The organism is Saccharicrinis aurantiacus (assembly GCF_001660705.2).
Classification (GTDB): Bacteria; Bacteroidota; Bacteroidia; order Bacteroidales; family Marinilabiliaceae; genus Saccharicrinis; species Saccharicrinis aurantiacus.
Genome location: NZ_LYBV02000036.1, coordinates 113,083 through 133,739 on the forward strand (window position 1 = coordinate 113,083; position 20,657 = coordinate 133,739).

Genomic DNA, 20,657 nt, shown 5'->3' on the forward strand with positions numbered 1-20,657 from the left:
ATAACAGTACCTGAATTGTAAATTGTCGGTTTTGAGCAGACAGCCCAATACAAAATGAATAAAGAATACAGATAATAGGCTAACAAAAGGTGCCTTGAGATGGCCACGTCCCTCGCCATGACGAGGCGCACAATGAGAAATCTTAAGAATAAGCGCCTCGGATAGGCGGCCTCTTTACAAAGAGCTTTTGTTTTATTGAAAGCTTTAGTAAGACCAGGAAGTTGAGAGCTTTGCTCGAAAATCACCTGGCCGCACTTAAGCTTTCCATAAATAAGAAAGTTTTTTGGAAAGCAGCCTTGATGTTTTTTGCTTCCGTTTTTTATATCAAGATAAAAAATGAAGTCAGGCCTACCTGCCGGTAGGCAGGTTTGGGCAGACAGCCCAATACAAAACGAATAAAGAATCCAGATAATAGGCCAATAAAGGCGCCTTGAGATCGCCACGTGCCTCGCGATGACGCAATATTCTAAGAAATATAGCGTGAAAATATACGAGATAGTGACTATGCTAATCAGTCTAAGATCTATTATCTAACATCTAATAATAAAAAAATAAAAGATCATGTTGGAACAAGCAATGAAAGACCAAGTTATAAGCGTATTCTCTAATTTAGAACAACACTATACGCTTAAGGTAGAAGTATCAGAATCGCATAAAAGTAAAACTGAATTGCTGCAGTTATTAGAAGATGTAGCATCGTGTTCTGATAAAATTACACTTGAAGTAGAAGCCGGTTCTGCCTTAGAATTTACCATTCTTAAAAATAACGAGGACACAAACATTGCTTTTAGAGCCGTTCCAACAGGTCATGAGTTTACCACATTATTGCTGGCTATTTTAAATTTAGATGGCAAGGGAAAAAATATTCCGGATACCGCTATTATTGATAAAATAAAGCAGATTAATGTTCCCGTTCAGCTTAAAAGTTATATTTCGCTTACCTGTACCAATTGTCCTGAGGTAGTGCAAGCCTTAAATTTAATTACGCTTTTTAACCCCAATGTACAACATCAAATTATTGATGGCGCCATTAATAAGGATGAGGTTGATGCCTTAAATATTCAGGCGGTACCTAGTGTTTATGCCAATGGCGAGGCGCTTCATGTGGGGCGTGCTTCTTTGGGCGAATTGTTATCAAAACTTGAAAAACAGTTGGGTGTAAGTGGTAATGTAACAGCTCAGGGAGCTACTAAAAACTACGATGTAGTGGTGGTTGGCGGAGGTCCTGCCGGAGTTTCTTCGGCGGTTTACTCGGCGCGTAAGGGCTTTAAAGTGGCTATTGTTGCTGAGAAAGTGGGCGGACAAGTAACTGAAACTGTTTCTATTGAGAATATGATTTCGGTGCCCAAAACAACGGGAGCAGAGTTATCGGCCAATTTAATGAAGCATTTACAAGATTATCCCATCGATGTACTAGAAAACAGAATGGTGGAATCAGTAAAGCTAGAGAATGGTATTAAGAAATTAAGCACTTCGTTGGGCGAAAAAATTGAAACGCCGGCATTAATTATTGCCACTGGTGCGAGCTGGAGAAAGTTAGGCGTTCCGGGCGAATCGGAATACATTGGCGCTGGAGTAGCCTTTTGTACCCATTGCGATGGTCCTTTTTATAAGGATAAAAAAGTAGTGGTTGTGGGTGGAGGCAACTCAGGATTGGAGGCCGCCATTGATTTATCGGCCATAGCCAAAGAAGTTACCGTGCTCGAATTTATGGATACCCTAAAGGGCGATCAGGTGCTACAAGATAAATTAAGCACCCTGCCGAATGTAAAAATTATTACCAATGCCCAAACACTTGCCGTTGATGGCGATGGCGCTAAGGTAACGGGTATTAAATATAAAGATAGAGTGAGCGAGCAAGAGCACGAAATAATTACCGATGGTATTTTTGTGCAAATAGGTTTAAAAGCCAATAGTGGCGCCTTTGCCGATGTGGTGGAGACCAACAGAATGGGCGAAATATTGATTGATGCCACTTGTCGAACTAATGTTGCAGGGGTATATGCTGCTGGCGATGTTTCGGTGGTGCCTTACAAACAAATTGTAATTGCCATGGGCGAGGGCTCAAAGGCGGCATTATCGGCCTTCGAAGATCAGATAAAAGGTTTGCAGTTGGCAGGCTAAATTATTATAAGATAAATAACAGAAGTCAGTATTATTCGGTAGTACTGACTTTTTTGGTTTTGAACATATTGTAGTACTTTCGCATCTTAATACAAAGGAATTATAGATGTTAGAAGGCTTAGAGGGATTAGATGCATTAAAACTAAATTTTAACCAGGGCGGTTTACACGCCTTAAATTTCACCTTATTTTTTGTGATGTTTGGTGTGGCGCTCGATATAAAACCAGCGCAGTTAAAGTTAGTTTTCACCAAGCCCAAAGCTACCTTAGTAGGATTAACAGCTCAGTTTTTAGTGTTGCCAGCAATTACTTTTTTACTGGTATGGTTATTCAATGCCTATTTATCAACAGGGATTGCGTTGGGCATGATATTGGTTTCGGCCTGCCCTGGCGGAAATATCTCTAATTTTGTATCGAGCTTAGCCAAAGGAAATGCTGCCTTATCAGTTAGCCTAACTGCCATTGCTACCATATTAGCTACTTTTTTAACGCCCCTAAATTTTGAGATTTGGGGCAGCATGTATAGCAATGCCAACCCATTGCTTGTGCCCATCGAGATTGATTCTTTTGATATGTTTAAAACCTTATTACTACTATCGGGATTACCCATTATTTTAGGCATACTGTTCAATCACAGATTCAAAAACATTACTGAAAAAATCAAGAAACCCATAAAGATCATCTCCATTGTAATATTTGCATTTTATGTGATTATTGCCTTTTCTGCCAATTTTGAACATTTCATTAAGGCCATTAAATATGTCTTTATTTTGGTTTTAATTCACAATATTATTGCCTTATCTATAGGGTATTATATGGCTTCTCTATTTAAAGTAGGCCGAAAAAACAGAAGAACCATCACCATTGAAACGGGCATACAAAATAGTGGGTTGGCCTTGGTATTGATTTTTAACCCGAAGATATTTTCGCCCGAACTAGGCACTGGTGGTATGGCTATTATTGCCGGATGGTGGGGGATATGGCATATCTTGTCGGGTCTGTTATTAGCCAATAGATGGTCGAAAAGAATATTACCAGAAGATAACTAAGTTATGGAGCCTATATTAACCCAACGTTTGTGTATCAGAGAAGCTTGTGATGCCGACTATCCGCAATTACTACAGATTTACAATAAGCAGATAAATATGCGCTATGTGTCCGATGGAAAATGTAATTGGACTCTTGATGAATTAAAGCAAAAGTACCATCGCTTTAATGCCGATAAATCTTTTGGTATTGGTTTGTGGCTTGTTGTTTTATTAGATACAGATGAGATTATAGGCGAGGTGGGTTTATTCAATTCTTTTGATACCTATAAAAAGCTTGAGCTAGGTTATATAGTGGATGAAGCCTTTTGGCGAAGGGGTTATGCCTATGAAATATGCGAAGCTCTCATTCACTATTCTTTTAGCAAGCTAAATATTGAAAGCCTAGCTGCACGAATGTATGCCGATAATGTGGCCTCAGTAAAACTAGCCGAAAAATGCGGCATGAAGAGGGTAGATGCCGGCTTAGCGCCCAATGGTAAGGCGTTTTTGCATTATGAACTGACAGGATTAGCTTATTAGTTGAACGGTGTTTAGTATTTGTTTTTATTTCTTTAAAAGTGTTTTAGTTAGTTGGTGATATTTTTTGAAGCTTAAATCAATATTGTCCTAGTTAAATTTTCACTCAAGCCGTGAAGGCTTCTACTTTTTTCTACAGTCAAAAAAGTAGACAAAAAAACCGTCGACTGCACCCATTTCACTCAAAAAACTAGGTTTCATGACTGAAATTGTTTTAAACTCGCACTTTTTCGTGCCTCAAAGTGCTCAAACAGAAAACAATTTTTAACCGTCATTTCAATCCTGTTTTTTGGTTCACTGGCTGAGGCCGATACTAAACAAGGTGTGCAGCACATTATATAAATACTTCTAGTACGCGATTGAGCTCAAATAAATACATTTTAACTTCGATCGCTTTTTTATGGAATAGAATTTGTAATAATCGAAACCACTTTTAAAAATGAACATTCATTCATATTAATGAGTGTCTGTATTCGAAAAAACTATAATTTTATTCTAATGTTAAGTCAACAAATTCAAGAAATTATCATTGTCCAATTATTACAACTTTTAATATCAATTCCCATTTGCTACTACTTATTACGTGTTTTTTTAAAGAATTCTATCCTGCGTAAACTGGGTATAACTTTCATTATTTCAGCTATGGTAATGACCATAGAAACTACATGGAAATCGCATGGTTATATTAACCCAATTGTGTCTTTCGTAATTTTATTATTAGTAGCTGCAGTAAATATATGGTTAATGAGTGTTTGGGTTAAACAGCCTCTAGAGAAAGTAAATGAGAACGTTAAACTACTAGCTGAAGGTAATTTGAATATTGAATTTAATCTTGGTGCGAACTCAAATGAAATTGAAAGGTTAAATAGTTCAACACATACTTTATCTCAGAATCTTAAGGGTGTTATTAGTAAAATAAAGAATCATGCCAACCATTTGGCTATGGCTAGCAAGGAATTTAGTGTTACATCTGAATCGATATCAGAAAGAGCTGCTGAACAAGCTTCATCAATAGAGGAGATTTCGTCAACAATGGAGGAAATTACTAGTAACATCGATCAAACAAATACCAATTCGTTGGAGACTTCAAAAATAGCCTTGGCTCTATATGATGGCATAAAAGAGGTGGAAGATTCAACTAAGAATAGTTTTATGTCTGTGAATACTATTATCGAAAAAATCAAGGTAATTAATGATATAGCTAATCAAACTAATATTTTATCATTGAATGCAGCCGTAGAAGCTGCCAGGGCCGGTGAGTATGGCCGTGGTTTTGCTGTTGTAGCAGGCGAAGTAAGAAAGTTAGCTGAAACAAGTAAAATAGCAGCTAATGAAATTAAGGCTTCATCTAACAATACACAAAATGAGTTTCATAAATCTAGATTGCTGATGGACGAGATTTCTCCCAAGATTACTAAAACCAATCATTTGATGAAAGAAATTACAGCAGCAGGTTCAGAGCAGACGTCAGGTGTATCACAGGTGAACTTTGCAATTCAGGAAATGAATACAGTTACACAACAAAATGTGTCATTCGCCGAAGAATTAACAGCCAGTGCCAGTGAGTTGGATAGCCAAGCTCAAGATTTAAAAGAAATGATTGATTACTTTAGTTTAGAGAGGTAGTCGTCAATTACTTTTATGAATAATTACTATTAAAAGGGATTAAATAATAAATAAAAAAACAGCGAAGTATAAAATATACTTCACTGTTTTCATATCAAAGATTCTTAAATTATTCAATACTAATTTCGTTAAAACCTAGGTAATACATTACAACCCTTACCACCACTATAACTGCTAGCTTTTCTTTGGAGAATTCAATCCCTAATAAATGAGCAGGCTCACCGGTTGAGCAATCTACATATTTATTAAAAACTTCTTCAACATAGTTACGATCAACTTTTGTTTTGCCCGCTTCTTTTAATAATTCTTTTAAAATAGGGTTTTCACACTTTAACGTTTCGTTGTTATTCATTAAAGTTTTGTCGGCTGTTAGCTCGTATTCTATGTAGTTTAAGGCTTTGGTAATATCTTTTTCGGTAGGGTATTCATCCATAAAATAGGTGCTTAAAATATACTCTTTACCACCTTTAATAGATTTTGTGTCCTGCAACATTCCGTTGCTTATATACTCAAAGTCGAGTGAGTCAGTTGCAACTTTGAGGGTTCTAATTTGTCCTTGATTTGGATTGCTAGCATTTTCCATAATTGATGAATATTTAAGTTAATCTTTAGATTATGTATGATGGCTTTGTGTGCCAAACACTTAAATATAAGAAATAGTTTACACAATTGCAGAACTAAAAAACGCAAGTCTTTATGGAAAGTAGACTTGCGTTTTAAATTGGTTTATTTTAAATGGTATTTATCCATCCGGTTTATGTCATTAACCTCAAACTCTCGTCGTAATAACCATTTGGGTTGTGGCATTTGTTGTTCCCATTCCCAAATCTTCTTATACATGCGTTTTACCTTATCAGGATATTGGCTCGCTAAATCATTGGTTTCTGAAATATCATCTTTAATATTATAAAGTTGTGCGGGTCTATCTGGGAAGCGTAGTAATTTCCAATCACCCTCTCTAAAAGTAGCTCTACACGATTTTTTCCAATATAGTTCATCGTGCGGATCATGTGAAGGCATTGAATGATTAGTGTTTAAATAAGGAATTAGATCAACGCCCTCAAGTTCAGGATGCTTTTTTATATCGATACCAGCTGCCTTCATAAAGGTTGAGGCAAAATCCATTGTGGATACCGCCGAGGTATAGGTAGTATTGGCCGGAATTGAAGCTGGCCAACGCATGATAAACGGAATGCGAATACCTCCTTCAAGTTGGTTTGATTTGGTACCGCTTAAGGGTAGATTGCTTGAAGCGTTTTTATCTGTAGGGCCGCCGTTATCACTTACAAATGCAATAATAGTATTGTTAGATAATCCGAGTTCTTCCAGCTTATTGAAAATGGTTCCGCAAGCTCTGTCGAGTGCCAATGTCATTCCGGCCAAAACTTTTCGTTTTCCTATTAAATCAGGGAATTGAGCAGTATCCTGTGGAAGAAATTCTAAAGGAGTATGCACCGCATTAAAGCCTACCACCTGAAAGAAAGGTTCTTTTTGATGCTTCTCAATAAACTTAGCCGCTTCATCACCTAACAAATCGGTTAAATAATAATCAGGTTCTTTATAATTATCGAAGCCCCATTCTAATCTCTTTCTGTGTAAACTAGGATTGTTCTTCAACGCTTTTTCAGGGTAAGCAAAATAGCTTCTTGATCCATCTCTGAAACCAATAAACTCATCAAATCCTCTTTTCGTGGGATGGAATTGATCGCCATCGCCCAAATGCCATTTCCCAAAATACCCCGTTGCATAGCCTTGTTTTTTTAGGTGATCAGCAACAGTTACCTCTTCAATAGGTAAGCCCATGGCATCGCCGTCTAGGGCCGAGTTTTCAGACATAAACCCAACCACGTTAATGTGTTCGTAGCCAAATCGCTGTTGGTATCTTCCGGTCATTATACCAGCTCTTGATGGAGCACAGACTGATGAGGTTACATAGCCTTCGGTAAAACGTGCACCTTCACGTGCTACCTTATCTAAATGAGGTGTTTTCATTTCAGTGCTGCCCTGGAAACCAAAATCAGCATAACCCGCATCGTCACATATGATTAAAACAATGTTGGGTTTCTTTTTTGCATAGCTTGGTACAGAAAGTAATAAGCAGAATAGTATAAGTTTTATTGAACGCATAGTGTTGTGTAATATTGATGATTAAAAATGCTAATTTCAGAATTATCTAAGGATTTGTATTCATCAATTTTACCTTATAATAAGACTATTTTACCCAATAGTGATTGTTTATCTGAAACCAAAAAGCCACCATTATATTGATACAATGGTGGCTTGATATTAAAATAACGAAGGGATTATTTTATAACTAGTTTTTTATTAAAAAGAGAACCGCATTTTACGTAATACATACCAGAGCTTAGATCGCTAATGTTAATTTGGAAACTACTGTTTGTTTTGAATACTTGTTTTTTACATAGCTTTCCGCTTATTGAGTAAATTGATAAGGGTAATTCATCTTCTTCAATACCATTGGTTTCAATGGTAAAATAATTATTAGCCGGATTTGGGTAAATCTTGATTTCAGCTTGTTTATCTTCATTTATGGCAGAAGTTGTTATTGATGCAGATTTAAGCCCCCATGTGAATAAAAACTGATCAGAATTGGAACCCCCATTGCTATTACACCACATATTAGAAGATATATATTTTCCGTTATTACCCTTAAGTTCATAAACCTGATCTCCCTTATGTTCAAGTGTAAACTGCTCCCATGCACCAATATCCGTTCTTGTACAGGTCATGGCTTTATCACCATTTTCTGAACTTACATATAAGCCATTATTGCCTTTGAGGGCAAATACACTATTGCCTAAGTCAATAAATTCAAATTTTTCCCAATCGCCCACAGAGCTTCTGTTGCATGTCATCTCCTGTAAACCGTTTTCTGAACATACATATAAATTGTTGTTTTGGTTTTTTAGAGAAACTTTTTGAGTTGTACTTGTTGCATCCTCAACCAGTTCATAAGTTCTCACATAATCATAGAAAGCAGTACTCTTAGTCCAATTTTCAAGATCTTCATTAGATGGTAAGCCAGGGCCCCATGTAAAGGTTTCCATATCGAAGAACATATACATATCCTCTTCAAAAGCACCTCCTGGAGTTGCAGTACCAACATAACTACCATCTCTGTAAAAATTAATGGTCCAAGCATCTTCCCACCAAACACCAAATACATGGTAGTTTTCAGAATTCATTGAATTATCAGGGTTAGTAAAGTGTTTAGGAGTAGTTATGTCATTATCCCACCCATCTTTATAGTAATGTGTATTACTCATCATAGTATAATCTAAATACCAATTTGATTCTTTAACCTCTCCCCAGTTCTCAATTACATCAATTTCGCTATAGCTACCTTGCATCCAAAACGAAGATACAATTGCTAAATCTGCGGCTTTCATTCTAACTTCGGCATACATGCCCTTTTTAAAGGCTTTGGTTTGAGAGGTTAAACATCCTGTCCATACCCAGTCATCTGTTCTATCAGCATTTTTTAGTGTGGCAGTAATACACATATTGCCCGATCCGAAACTTATGTTATCGTCGTTAAATTGGCTTGGGCTCCTTCCTGACCAATAAGGATGTCCTTTTTGCCATTTACTACTATCAAACGAATCAAATTCGTCTGATAAAATATTTACTTTTTGCCACTTCTTACCAGAAGGAGCAGTGGGTTGTGCTACAGCGCCTAAGCAGATCGCAAATAGGAACAGAGCAAGTAGGTTTCTTTTTTTCATAATAAATTAAATTTTAAGTTAACTAGTTAAAGTTATAATATAAGGTAGACAATAAATTTTAATATTGAAATAAATTACGGGGGTATACTACATGGTTCAATTATAGCATTTAGCCATGAAATAGAGTCATTTTATTTTCCAAAGACTAATAAGAATAAGGCTTTTGTTATAGGTTAAACGAAGGTTAAATTGAATATTCAAAGAACATTAATCGTCATCTGTTGTTTATACAATTCAATCAGATGTTTAGGATTAACAGATTGTTAAGTCTTTTTTTTAATCCAAGTGTCACAAAATAAACAAATTAATGCTTACAGACGAATTGATACAAGAGGACACCCTGACTCCTTTAAATACCCGTTTTTCAGAACTATTATCTGGATTAAAGCAGAAACTTAAAAGCGTATATCACGAACGCGGCGATATTAATAAACTTGCAATTACCCGAGGTATGCCTCCATTTGTAATGCGTGAGATCATGTCAGTAAATCCATTTTCCGCAGTAATTCCTAAAGAATATGGTGGATTAGGTGGCGATGTAACTCAGAGTATTGCTTTAATGAGTGCTGCTTCATATGAATCTTTAGCGCTATCCTTAACTTTTGGAATAAATATGGCCTTATTTCTTCAGCCCGTTTTAAAAGCAGGCCAAGAAGATACTAAGCGAGAGGTAACCAATCGTTTTATCACACAACAAAATATGGGCGGATTAATGATTACAGAGCCCGATTTTGGTAGTGATGCATTAAATATGCAAACCTCATATTCTGATCATGGTTCATATAATCATTTAAAAGGAACAAAGCATTGGGCTGGTTTAACAGGTTGGGCTGATTTTTGGTTGCTAACAGCTCGTAAAGATACCGGTGAAGGTCGTTTAGCGAGAGATTTAGATTTCTTTGTTTGTGATGTTACTAAACCCAATCAAGGAATTGAAGTGGAGGAGTTTTTTGAGAACTTAGGTTTATATCAAATTCCTTATGGTAGAAATAAAATTGATGTTCAGATCCCATCAGTCCATAAATTAGTACCTGAAAAGTCAGGTGTTAAATTAATGCTCGATTTACTACACAGAAGCCGAATGTCTTTCCCTGGAATGGCAATGGGTTTTATACAGCGTATGCTTGACGAAGCCATAACGCATTGTCAGCAGCGTTTTGTTGGAGGAAAGAGCTTATTAGGTTACGATCAAGTTCAACAGCGATTGGCACAATTACAGGCGTATTATACAACAGTATCTGCATTTTGTGTGAATAGTAGTAAAAAAGCAGGTTTGAAATATGATTTATCGGGAATTGGCATTGAAGCTAATGCGGTAAAAAGTATTGCTACTGATATGATGCAGTCAGCTTCGCAAACTTTGTTACAATTGGTAGGAGCAAAAGGATATCGATTAAATCATATTGCGGGTAGATCAACAACAGATAGTAGACCATTTCAGATTTTTGAAGGATCGAATGATATGCTTTATTCTCAAATATCAGAGAGTGTTGTTAAGTTAATGCGTAAGCAAAAGGAAACGAATTTATTTGATTTTATTAAAAACTTTGATCTTACAAGTAAGGCTAGTTCAATGTTAAAAGAGCAGTTTAACTTTAATATTGATTTAGGAATGCCACAACGTAAGTTGGTTGATTTAGGTCAGGTTATAGCCAGAGTAATTTCAATTAATCAAGTTCTTGATTTAAGTAACGAAGGTTTTGCACCTAAACTAATTGATGGAGCAACTGCATGTTTACGACAAGAGATTGATCAATTAATGGCATCTTTTAACGGTTCTAATAAAACGAATGTAATAGAAGATTATAGAGAAAACTCAAATTGGTTAAACTTTGTAGTTTAAAGAATAATCATTTTCGATAGTATAAAAATAAAATGGGCACTTGATTTTTCAAGTGCCCATTTCTTATTTTGTATGTATTATAATTAATACTTGTTCGGATCTTTATAAAAGGAATATCCAATAGTCCACTCAAAGAAATCTGCAGCCCCACCGTGTGCTTTAATAGTGACTCCGGCATTTAAATGATCCGTAATTCGGTATCTTAAACCTACACGTTCATAATAAGGAGCTTTCTCTCCATTAGCTTCGTTTCTGTTTAGGTAAACAGCTAAGCCAATAGGAACGTATAAACGACGGGTAAGTGCCCATTCCCATGAACCTACAATTGCTGTGGATACAGAATTACCTTCTGCTCCTCTTTCTTCCATGTGTGGAGAATAGAAAACATCAACCCCTAAACCAATACGATACTTGTAATTAATTTGGCGTAAATAGTTAATACCAATACCGGTTTTGTAATAGTTTTGTTCTTCGCCTTGCGTATAGTTCTTACTTCCGTTATACCATGCAACATTTATTAAATCGTGTTGCATATATTTTGCTATAGTACCTGGCGATAATTGCATTTCAGGTTCTTTATTCATTTTATAGCTAACACCCAAAGTAAAAGGAAGTAAGTTTAAACCTAAGTTAGGTAGTTTTGAAGAACCATTGCTAAAATGTTTAAATCCAATTGTTGCATTAGCCGACCATCTTTCACTGAAATTATAGTTAGCTAAAAATCCTAGATGCACATAGCAATTGTTTCGCGATCCAAGGAAAATATTCTCAGGATTTGTTTCTTCATCGAAGGCATTAAAGTTATAAGATAAACCAAATGCGGCCGTATATGAAAAGGTAAGACGCTTGTCAAACTCAAATGCAAATGGTATTGTTAAAAAGAAGTATAATGCATTCGGATTTCCGATACTCTCGTTGTGGAAGGTTGATGCATACCAACCTACACCTAAATAGGGACGACGGTATACATTGCTATAAACATTATCTTTATCCGACTTTCTAAAACCTAACCTAACATCCATACCGTTGTAGTATGAACTCTCAATTAACTGGTCACCAATTGTATTTCCATTACCCATCATAGCACCATTTTCAAACCTAAGATCTAAATACTTTATATAGGTTTTTGTAGGTTTTACATAAGTGCTATCCTCATTTATTTGGGCATTTAAAGAGATACCTGCAAAAATAAGAAGCGTAATGATATATATATGTTTAATTCTCATATTGATTTGTTTTGAAGGATTGATTCAGCTTATATTCCGAGGATTTTAAAACCAACCGTGAAAGTAAATACATCTGTTTTTTGGCCGATATCAAAATCTGGAATATCAGAAATATCTTTTAATCCCCATTCATATCTAAAATCTGCTGTCAAGCGCCAAAATTCTACTCCAGCACCAGCCTGAAATGTCCAGTTTGTATTCTCGTAACTATCTTCAGTAATAAATTCAAGTTCTTTGAAATCTGCTTTCGAAATAAAGGAGGCAACAGGTCCAGCAATTCCATATATTTTAAGAACCTTTAAATCTACTAATTGTAGGTTCACTAATAAAGGTATATCCCAGGTTTTAAAAGAACCTTCGCTAGAAATATCTCCATCATATAAAGTAGTGTTCTTTTTTGCATAATATAATTCGGGTTGTACAGATAAGGCTCCAATTAAACGAAGTTTAGCATAGGCACCGAAAAGTCCACCGGTTTTTGCTTCGTTTTTAATTTGCTTTGTACTAGGAATCTCTGATAGTTTTAGTTTTGTACTATTTATTCCAGCTTTTAGTCCAATAGCAATTCTATCTTGAGCATTTATTTGTGTAAAAGACACAAGTATAATTGACAGTATTAAAAGTTTTTTCATGATTAGTTTAATAAATGTTTAGAATTTATAACCATTAATCTGATTAATAGTTCTTTATTTTTAGAGAATAAGCCCCAAAAATAGCAAATATTTTTGGGGCCTATTAATTATTCTTCTATTAACTCTTCGGGTATTTTCCACCCTCCACCTAATGATTTATAAAGAAGTACATAAGCACTTAATCGCTGCATGCTAACTTCAGAGGCTGTAATTTCAGAATTAAAATAAGATCTTTCAGAATCTAACACCTCAAGAAAGCTAGTAACACCACCATCATAACGTTTGTTAGAAAGGTTTGCTGCACTTTTTGCGGCTTCCACTTGATCTGTAATGGCTTTATATTCTTCTTTTAAGGTATTTACACTTATTAAGGCATTTTCAACTTCTTGGAAGGCTACCAATACAGTTTGTTCGTATTGTAATCTAAGTTGGTTAGTTTTTTCACGCTCCATTTCAACTCTTCGTTTATTTTTTCCGAACTGAAATATTGGTCCTAATAAACCACCACTCACCTGATATATACCTCCGTTATCAAACAAGGTACTTAAATCATTACTAACAATTCCAAGAACACCAGTTAAGCTGATTGAAGGAAAACGCATTGCCTGTGCAACTCCAATACGTGCATTCTGAGCTTTTAGTTGTTGCATGGCTTCTTGTACATCGGCACGACGCAGTAATAATTCAGATGGCAAACCAACGGGTATGTTGACACTATCAATTGTAAGATTAGTATTTCGCTCTCTAATTATTGGCCCTGGGTTCTGTCCCAAAAGAATTGATAAGCGATTTTCTGTAATAGCAACCTGACGTTTATAAAGAGGAACAGCTTGTGCTGCCATCGCTTGTTGTATTTGCGATTGGTTATAGTCAAGCTCTGGTGATACGCCTCGATAGAACTTTTTTCCTATAATTTCTAATGACTCAGTTCTAGAATCTAATGTACGTTGTGAAATCTCTACCCTTCTATCATAATCTAACAATTGAAAGTAAGCTTCAACAACATCAGAAATTAAAGTCAGTTTTATCCACTCTTTGGCAAATTCATCAGCTACTAAATCAGCTCTTGCAGCTTGATTTGATCTTCTAAATTTGCCCCAGAAATCAATTTCCCAGTTTACACTAGCTCCTCCCATGTGCATATTAAAATCACTTTTGGCTCCTGTGTTAGGATTAAAGTTTGCACCTTGACTCTCAAAAGTGTAGCCGAATGAAGGATACATGTCTGCTTTGGTAAAGCCTAAGTACGCACGAGATTGTTCGATGCGAGAGGCTGCCATAAGTAAGTTTTTATTATTACTTAAAGCTGAATCAATGAGGTTTATTAGTATTGAATCTCCCAATACTTCAAACCATTCTAAACTGACTGTTGAATCACCCTCGATATTATCATTAGCAAACACTTCTGGGTTATCCGTTTCAGGGGCACTAAATTTAGGACCTACCATACATGATGATAAGTTTAGTAGCAAGCCCGCAAAAATAAAATATATTAATCTAGTCTTCATGTTTTGTCGGATTTTGAACTGTTGAACTTGACACTTCTAATGTTCGTTTTTCTTCATACTTAGCTAGTTTACCAATTAATACAAAGAACATAGGGTAGAAGAATACACCTAGCAAAGTAGCTATGGTCATACCTCCTAATAAAGCCATTCCCATTACTTTACGCGCTTCGGCACCAGCTCCAGAAGCTAATACCAATGGAAATACTCCTAAAATAAAAGAGAAAGCTGTCATTAAAATTGGTCTAAATCTTAACTTGGCAGATTCCATTGCGGCATCATATAAGCTAAGTCCTTCATCAAATTTAATTTTGGCAAACTCCACAATCAGGATCGCATTTTTAGCAGCCATTGCAATAAGCATTACAAGAGAGATTTGCATAAACACATTATTTTCAAAACTGGTACTGAAGAAACGCGCTATAAATACAAATAGCATTGCACCCAAAATAGCAAACGGTGTACCCAATAATATACTAAATGGCAGCGACCAACTCTCATATTGAGCTGCTAGAATAAGAAATACGAATACTAAGGCGAATACAAATACTATGTTACCAGATCCAGATGCCTTACGTTCTTGGTAACTCATGCCGCTCCATTCGTAGCCCATTCCTGGAGGTAAAATCTCAAGTGCCACCTCTTCGAGAGCATCTAATGCTTGAGCTGAAGTATAACCAGGAGCTGCAGCACCCGTTAATTCAACAGAACGGTATAGATTATACCTATTTGTGTATTCAGGTCCAGAACTTGGAGTAACATTAACTAGTGAGGATAAAGGAACACTTGCACCATCTGTAGTTTTAACATAAAACATGTTTAAGTGTGATTCATTTATTCTATACTCAGGTTCTGCTTGAATATAAGCTTTGTATAAGCGTCCGAACTTATTAAAGTCGTTTACATATGCACCACCTAAAAAGGCACTAATGGTAGTATATAAATCACCTAACGGAACACCAGATTTTAAAGCCTTGTCGCGGTTTACTTCTAGCCTTCTTTGAGGAGTGGCCTCACGGAATGTGGTAAATACATTTGCGATCTCAGGTCTTTCACTCGCCTTGGCAATAAACTTGTTCGTATTTTTTGCCAAATACTCCACCGATTGTCCAGATTTATCCTGTAGCATTAAGGAGAACCCTGATCCACTTCCTAATCCAGGAATAGCAGGAGGACCAAATGCAAAAACTTGCGCCTCTTTAATATTCATGTAGAAGAGACCATTTAACTTTCTGGCTAATTCGTTTGCTGTGATATCCCGTTCTTCCCAGTTTTTTAAAGGAATAAACATTAATCCAGAATTAGAACTACTACTACCTGATAATATATTAAAACCAGAAGCACTTGCTATAGCACTAATTTCTGGTAAATTTTCGATAAGTTTTGTTGCCTTAGCAATCACTGCATCAGTACGTTGAATAGAAGCTGCATTAGGTAGTTGTAGGTTTACAATTAAATATCCCTGATCCTCTTCAGGAACAAAGCCACCTGGAATAAACTGCCCTACTGCAACAATAGCCACAACAGATAGGCCAAGATAAATCATACTTCGTTTAATTTTAGAGGCAAAAAGATTTGCTCCCTTCATATAACTAACCGATGATCGATCAAATGTTTTATTAAACCCATTAAAGAACTTACCTAACAAACCTTTAGGTTCTGTTGGTTTACGCAATAATAATGCACATAAGGCAGGACTCAAGGTAAGTGCATTTACAGAAGAAAAACAAACAGAAACAGCTACAGTTATAGCAAATTGTTGGTATAAACGCCCTGTAATTCCGCCCATCGCAGCAACCGGAATAAATACAGCCACTAAAACTAATGTTGTTGCAATTACTGGTGCAGTTACTTCCCGCATGGCATGTATGGTAGCTGTTTTGCTGTCCATACCATTTGCGATATTAACTTGCACCGCTTCTACCACTACAATGGCATCATCCACAACAATACCAATAGCTAGTACAAGTCCTAACAAGGAGAGTACGTTTATGGTAAATCCGAGCATTGGAAATACAATAAAAGCTCCAATTAAGGATACTGGAATTGCAATTGTTGGGATTAAAGTAGCTCTCCAATCTTGTATAAATAAGTATACTACTAAAATCACCAATAAAAGTGCAATAAGCAAGGTGATGGCGATTTCTTGAATACCTGCGGTAATAGGTAGAGTTGCATCCAGAGCCATATCATATTCAACACCTTCAGGGAAGGATTCGGATAACTCATCCATGGTTTCAAGAATCTTCTTTTGAAGGTCAACGGCGTTAGTACCTGGAGCTTGATAGATGGTGATAAGGGCACAAGGCTTAGTATCGTACTTAGCACTTGTATTATAACTTTCAACACCGAGTTCGATACGTGCAACGTCTTTTAAAAGAACTTGTCGGCCTTTACTATCTGTTCGGATAACAATGTTTTCAAACTCTTCTTCAGTTTGTAATCTATCCGGTAAAGTTACTGTATAAGTAAATTCAGTTCCTTCAGGAGCTGGTTCTGCACCAAACTTACCACCAGGAACAATAACATTCTGCTCTTTTATGGCTCCCATTATTTCAGGTACGGTGATCCCTGTCTGAGATAATCTATCTGGGCGTACCCAAATACGCATTGAATAGTCACTGGCACCCAAAACATTTACACGTCCAACACCCTTAATACGAGCTAGAATGTCTTGTATGTTAATTAAAGCGTAGTTTCCTAAAAATTCTTGGTCGTATCGACCATCAGAATATAAACCTAAAGCAAGAATAATACTACTCATACTTTTTTGAGTTGTAACACCTAAACGTTTTACCTCTTCAGGTAATTTCGCTGTTGCTGCCGATACTCTGTTTTGAGCCAGTACCGTATTCATATCCGGATCTGTACCTACATCAAATGATATTTGAATGGCCATTGTTCCATCATTTGCATTGATGGATTTCATGTATAACATATTATCAACACCATTGATTTGTTGTTCAAGTGGTGTGGCAACCGATTGTTCTACATTTAAAGCATTGGCTCCTGTGTAGTTAGCTCTCACTTCTACCATTGGAGGAGTAATATCAGGATATTGCTCCATTGGTAAATCTAATATTGAAATAACACCTACAATAACAGTAACAATGGCAATTACCATAGCCACTATAGGTCGGCGTACAAAAAACTCTCCCATCTTACTCCTTGTTTAATGTTACCGAATTAAAAACCTCTAATCTTGGAACGATTTTCATTCCCGACTTTACTTGTGTAAATCCTTCCAGCATAATTTTATCTCCAACTTCTAATCCGCTTTCAATAACTTGCAAATCACCGTACGATGGACCTTTTTCTACTTCTCTGTATTGTAAAGTGTTTTCGCTATCCACAATTAATACACTGAATTTCCCTTGAAGTTCTTGTATACACCTTTGAGGAATAATAATGCGCTCTGACTCATCATCAACTATTAGCCTAATTTTAGCAAATAGTCCAGGGCGTACGGTAAAATCTGGGTTTGGAAACGAAGCTTGAAGCAAGATAGTTCCTGTAGTTGGATCAATATTACGATCAACAAAATCTAGTTTACCATCATAGGGGTGTTTAGAGTTGTCAGCAAACAGTAATTCAATTGCTTTATCACTATCTTTTCCTTTATATATATCTGCATTCTTTTTTGCATATTTCAAAAACTGAAGATATTTCATCTCTGAAATAGTAAACTGAACAAGGATTGTATCAATACGTGAAACTGCATTTAGAACTACAGGATTCGGTTCACGACCAACAAATTCACTTGTTTTGGCTTGAGTAATTCCAATGATTCCGCTAATGGGAGATTTTATATTACAGTAGCTTAGTTCAATTTGTGCAAAGTTTATTTGTGCCTTTGCTGCAGTAACTGAAGCTTTGGCAGCACCAAGAGTTGCCGTGGCAGCATCATATTCACTCTGACTAACTGCTTTTTCTTCCGCTAAGGGTTTTATACGATTATAATCGCCTTGCGCTTGCACTAAGCGAGTTTGCGCCTCCGCTAATTTACTTTTTGCTTCGGCTAGTTTTGCATCAAATGGTGCAGAATCAATAGTATATAATAGCTGACCTTTCTTAACTCTACCTCCTTCTTTAAAATGAAGTCCTTCAAGGAAACCTTCCACACGAGCTCTGATACTAATATCAAAGTAACCATAGGTTTGTCCAACAAACTCATCAGTGATAGGGATTTTCTTTTGTATTACCTCAACAACAGGAATTTCTAACGGAGGTCGTTGATTACTTTTATTACCTGAGCATCCAAATAATATCAGCGTAAATACTAATAATGGGATACTTTTGAATTTCATTGAGTTATTGATATTCATTGTAAATAGTGTTATTTATTTTATTTTGGATTCATTAGTAAAAATAAAACATAAGAAATTAGAAAATTGTTTATCTCTTATCTTAGTCAATTTCAGAAATTAAGGAGAAATCCTCATAGGAGCATCACTAGCGTTCTAAATAAGTACTTTTTTCTCGCTCTATTATATTAAACATTGTTAATTTAAAACTGTATTTCTCGCGCGTTTTTCGCTGGGTAATAATGCCTGATAAATAAAGTAATTCACAGGTACTTCAATCTTATTTTTTTCTGCTAGCATTACAACCGTACCATTCTGGTATTCTAATTCAGATGGTTTTCCGTTCCATATGTCTCTTGCCATTGAAGAATTGGCATCTGGTGAAAAATTGTCCATTATGGACATGGTGTTATCTATGATTGATTTTTTCAGTTCAATTCCTTCACTGATGGCAACAGCATACATCTCATTTAGCATCTCGAAGAGCATGCTCCTGAGTTCTGGTGTTTGTAATAATTCTCCATAGTTTGAGCGTGTTAGAGCTCCTAATCCGCCAAGGCAAATGAGAACAAACTTTTTCCAAGTATCACCCTGAATATAATTTGAGTGTTTGTTTGTGATATGGGAAGTGTCGAAAGTTTTTTTGATTTGTAAGGATCTCTCAGAAATAGAATTATCAAGTTCGCCAAAAACAATGGTAGGCTCTGCGCTCATATGACTAATCACCCCTGGGGATTCTATTTTAGAAAATATACTGCATAAGCCGCCCATTACATTTTCTGTAGGAAGGAATTCGCATAGTTCTTTAGCAGCGAGTACTCCATTTTGTAAGGGAATTACGATGGTGTTACTATTTACTATGTTACAAAGTTCTTTTGCAACATCTTTAACTTGCCAAGCTTTTACGCCGAGTATTATTAACTCACAGCCCATAAGTTCTGCTATTGTTTTTACCACAAGAATGTTGGTAATTATAGCATCCCCTTTTGGACTTTTTATATGTAATCCGCTTTTTTTAATTTGTTCACCATGCGCTCCACGGGCAACTATGGTAACGCTATTTCCTCCTTGTGCTAATCTACCTCCAAAATATCCTCCAACTCCACCAGCACCAATTATTGCTATTCGCATATTGATATACATTTACATATTGGATACTGTAAATGTACAAAAAGATTATTGTCGGAAAGCAGGTTTTGTAAGAGTTTGTGATTGAATGATGTTTTTAGGCAGTAGATTTACGGAATTACTACGTACAGGACAAATGTCAATGCCGCCACGTCTGGTGTACAAACAGGCTACCATTAAATTGTTGGGCTCAAATTTATCCAATAATCGTTTGTATATCATTTCACAAATTTCTTCATGAAAATGATTTTCATCTCTTATTGATACAATATATTGGAGTACACCATCTAAATCTATTGTGTACTTAGATTTGATGTGTATAAATACACTTCCCCAATCTGGTTGATGCGTTATTTTACAATTGCTTCTAAGAAGGTTTGACGCTATCTTATAAGTATGTTCGCTTTCAGATACCTCTCCACCTAGTAAAGATGGTGTTTCTGTATAGTCTGTAAATAGGATGTTATCTGCTTCAAGCTGTCCTTCAAGTAATTTGTAATCGTCAAAGTCATATTCGGTATTGTAGTTCTGATGAAATGAAACTTTGATAATTGTATTCAATAAATCACTAAGGTCCTTAGTAACGGTTTCTAGTACTAGCTTTATTCCGTTTTTAGCATTATTACCATATTTACCCATGTTAAATGAGTTCAAGTAAAGTTTTAATGATTTGCTTTCTACTAAAGCTTCACTATCGCACGGATAAACTAATTTTAAGATTCCTGTAACAGGTAGTCCATTCTCAGTTAAGAATGATAATTCGTAGGCATGCCAAGCGTCGTAACCTATAAAAGGTAGGTTATCATCTTTAATATTATAGCTTTCTCTATTGAGGTGTCGGGGCACTGCCACTAGTATTTCAGGGGCATATTGCTTTGGGTGATTGATTTGTTTTCCTAATACCTTACCTTCTATTTGCTCTTGAGTTGACATGGAATAATTAAAATAAAGTTGCTATA

Annotated in this window: 15 protein-coding genes; 5 read left to right on the top strand and 10 right to left on the bottom strand. The window is 36.1% G+C overall.

The features are described 5' to 3' along the window. Positions 1-561: 561 nt before the first annotated feature. The 4 genes from ahpF to A8B35_RS19355 all read left to right on the top strand — a co-directional run bounded on the left by ahpF (position 562) and on the right by A8B35_RS19355 (position 5,314). Positions 562-2,124 carry an alkyl hydroperoxide reductase subunit F gene (gene ahpF / locus A8B35_RS19340; protein WP_068475120.1) on the top strand — a complete coding sequence of 521 codons (1,563 nt, stop codon included), beginning with the start codon at positions 562-564 and terminating at the stop codon, positions 2,122-2,124. Positions 2,125-2,230: 106 nt separating this feature from the next. Beyond that, complete coding sequence (locus tag A8B35_RS19345) at positions 2,231-3,172, top strand: bile acid:sodium symporter family protein (protein WP_068475123.1); 942 nt, start codon at positions 2,231-2,233, stop codon at positions 3,170-3,172. 3 nt (positions 3,173-3,175) lie between these two features. After that, positions 3,176-3,691 carry a GNAT family N-acetyltransferase gene (locus tag A8B35_RS19350; RefSeq protein WP_068475126.1) on the top strand — a complete coding sequence of 172 codons (516 nt, stop codon included), beginning with the start codon at positions 3,176-3,178 and terminating at the stop codon, positions 3,689-3,691. Between the two features lie 639 nt (positions 3,692-4,330). Then, on the top strand, positions 4,331-5,314 hold the full coding sequence (locus A8B35_RS19355; protein WP_171973239.1) for a methyl-accepting chemotaxis protein: 984 nt from the start codon (positions 4,331-4,333) through the stop codon (positions 5,312-5,314). A 109-nt stretch (positions 5,315-5,423) separates the two neighbouring features. Here the strand turns inward: A8B35_RS19355 and A8B35_RS19360 are convergent, their stop codons facing one another. The 3 genes from A8B35_RS19360 to A8B35_RS19370 form a co-directional block, all read right to left on the bottom strand. After that, positions 5,424-5,897 carry a hypothetical protein gene (locus A8B35_RS19360; protein ID WP_068475133.1) on the bottom strand — a complete coding sequence of 158 codons (474 nt, stop codon included), beginning with the start codon at positions 5,895-5,897 and terminating at the stop codon, positions 5,424-5,426. Between the two features lie 143 nt (positions 5,898-6,040). Beyond that, the gene (locus A8B35_RS19365) at positions 6,041-7,441 is read right to left on the bottom strand and encodes a sulfatase-like hydrolase/transferase (RefSeq protein WP_068475136.1); all 1,401 of its coding nucleotides are present in this window, start codon (positions 7,439-7,441) and stop codon (positions 6,041-6,043) included. A 176-nt stretch (positions 7,442-7,617) separates the two neighbouring features. Continuing rightward, positions 7,618-9,060 (bottom strand): T9SS type A sorting domain-containing protein, encoded by a 1,443-nt coding sequence (locus tag A8B35_RS19370; RefSeq protein WP_068475139.1) that lies wholly within the window; start codon positions 9,058-9,060, stop codon positions 7,618-7,620. Between the two features lie 307 nt (positions 9,061-9,367). On the opposite strand from A8B35_RS19370, the gene A8B35_RS19375 reads away from it, so the two are divergent. Next, positions 9,368-10,903, top strand: coding sequence for an acyl-CoA dehydrogenase family protein (locus A8B35_RS19375; protein ID WP_068475142.1), 1,536 nt, complete (start codon positions 9,368-9,370; stop codon positions 10,901-10,903). A gap of 83 nt (positions 10,904-10,986) precedes the next feature. Here the strand turns inward: A8B35_RS19375 and A8B35_RS19380 are convergent, their stop codons facing one another. From A8B35_RS19380 to A8B35_RS19410, 7 genes are all read right to left on the bottom strand, one after another. Further along, the gene (locus A8B35_RS19380) at positions 10,987-12,129 is read right to left on the bottom strand and encodes an acyloxyacyl hydrolase (protein WP_068475148.1); all 1,143 of its coding nucleotides are present in this window, start codon (positions 12,127-12,129) and stop codon (positions 10,987-10,989) included. 29 nt (positions 12,130-12,158) lie between these two features. Continuing rightward, complete coding sequence (locus tag A8B35_RS19385; RefSeq protein ID WP_068475150.1) at positions 12,159-12,761, bottom strand: porin family protein; 603 nt, start codon at positions 12,759-12,761, stop codon at positions 12,159-12,161. 107 nt (positions 12,762-12,868) lie between these two features. Continuing rightward, positions 12,869-14,269, bottom strand: a complete 1,401-nt coding sequence (locus A8B35_RS19390; protein ID WP_068475153.1) for an efflux transporter outer membrane subunit — start codon at positions 14,267-14,269, stop codon at positions 12,869-12,871. After that, on the bottom strand, positions 14,259-17,426 hold the full coding sequence (locus A8B35_RS19395; protein WP_068475155.1) for an efflux RND transporter permease subunit: 3,168 nt from the start codon (positions 17,424-17,426) through the stop codon (positions 14,259-14,261). The genes A8B35_RS19390 and A8B35_RS19395 overlap by 11 nt, the downstream gene beginning before the upstream one ends. A 1-nt stretch (position 17,427) precedes the next feature. Then, positions 17,428-18,591: an efflux RND transporter periplasmic adaptor subunit gene (locus A8B35_RS19400; RefSeq protein WP_083634552.1), complete on the bottom strand. Its 1,164-nt coding sequence runs from the start codon at positions 18,589-18,591 to the stop codon at positions 17,428-17,430. A gap of 177 nt (positions 18,592-18,768) precedes the next feature. Further along, complete coding sequence (locus A8B35_RS19405) at positions 18,769-19,701, bottom strand: ketopantoate reductase family protein (protein WP_068475260.1); 933 nt, start codon at positions 19,699-19,701, stop codon at positions 18,769-18,771. 45 nt (positions 19,702-19,746) lie between these two features. Further along, entirely contained in the window at positions 19,747-20,631 is an 885-nt protein-coding gene (locus A8B35_RS19410; RefSeq protein WP_068475161.1) for an NADPH-dependent 7-cyano-7-deazaguanine reductase QueF, read from the bottom strand. Positions 20,632-20,657: the final 26 nt, after the last annotated feature.